The organism is Arthrobacter sp. JCM 19049, assembly GCF_001310435.1.
In genome coordinates, this window is the sequence record NZ_BAXF01000637.1 from 1 (window position 1) to 1,072 (window position 1,072).

General features: G+C 66.1%; 2 pseudogenes. One reads left to right on the top strand and one right to left on the bottom strand.

Annotated elements, in window-relative coordinates:
* Positions 1 to 213 (top strand): annotated as a pseudogene (locus tag JCM19049_RS15140) (hypothetical protein); the annotation flags it as partial.
* 358 nt (positions 214 to 571) lie between these two features.
* On the opposite strand, the pseudogene JCM19049_RS23695 reads toward JCM19049_RS15140, so the two are convergent.
* Positions 572 to 942: pseudogene (locus JCM19049_RS23695) on the bottom strand (molybdenum cofactor biosynthesis protein MoaE).
* Positions 943 to 1,072 lie beyond the last annotated feature (130 nt).

Here is a 1,072-nt window from a genome sequence, read left to right on the forward strand (position 1 = left end):
GCCGCGCAGCTGGCCCCGCGTGTGGGGCGCTGGTTTGAGATTGAGCCGTTGGATGAGCACAGCAGCATGTTGCGCACCCAGAACGCAGACCTGCGCTGGGCCGCCTTTGGATTGGCGTTGTGCGAGGCCCCGCTCAGCGAGGTGCAGCCGCCGAAGCTGCGTGAGCTGCTCGCGACGTGGTCCGCCAACCTGACGTCGCGGCCCGACTCGTAGAGCGAGGCCGGCCGATCTGAGCAGCCACGGGAACTTGATCTACCGGCAGTGAACCGAAGATGACGATGGCTGGGGTGAACGCGGCGTCGTGGAGGCACGGGGCTGCGGCCAACGACCCCCAGATCAAAAGATCAACCGCGGCAACCGAGCCCGTGCTTGTCTTGCCCGGTGGTGCTTCCCGCTGGAGCCACGCCCTGACGCACCAGCTGGGGATGCTTGCCATGCCGCGCAGCCAGCGATCACGGACAACAAAATTACCGCCCGCGTGATCGAGGGATTCATCCCAACTCTTGCACGTCCCGGTGTTTCAGTCCGGGCATCGCCATTCAGCAAGCCCTGCACGAGCCGAGCATTGAGACTAGAGCCCCACCCATTCGGAGGATCCCGAAGTGAAGTGCTGGCGCTTCCAGATGGGCACCTCCGCCTTGATGCGCTCCACCAGATTCTCGATGGCTTCGAAGGCCTCGCGGCGGTGCGCGGCCGCGGATGCCGCGACCAGCGCGGCATCCCCGATGGTTAGAGCCCCGACCGGTGCACGGCTGCCAGCCGCAGCCCGGTGCGGGCCTCCTCCTCAGCCAGGATCTTCTCCAGGAATTCCTGCGCCTGCGGATGATGCGAGTAGTCCAGCGAGTTCACCGCCTGGCCGCCGTCGTGGTTGCGGATGATCCCGTGGAACAGCACCACGCTCCGGCGGTGTCCGATTTCACGCCCTCCTGACGGCGTCCTCATCGATGGGCTGGTCGGTGATCAGTGCGTAGCTCACGTAGCTCCTCTGCTTAGGACTCTTATGACTGCTGGTGCAGCGCGGATTCGGTCAGGTCGGGGGCCAGCTGCGCGACCGCTGGGGCGCCGCCGGGCA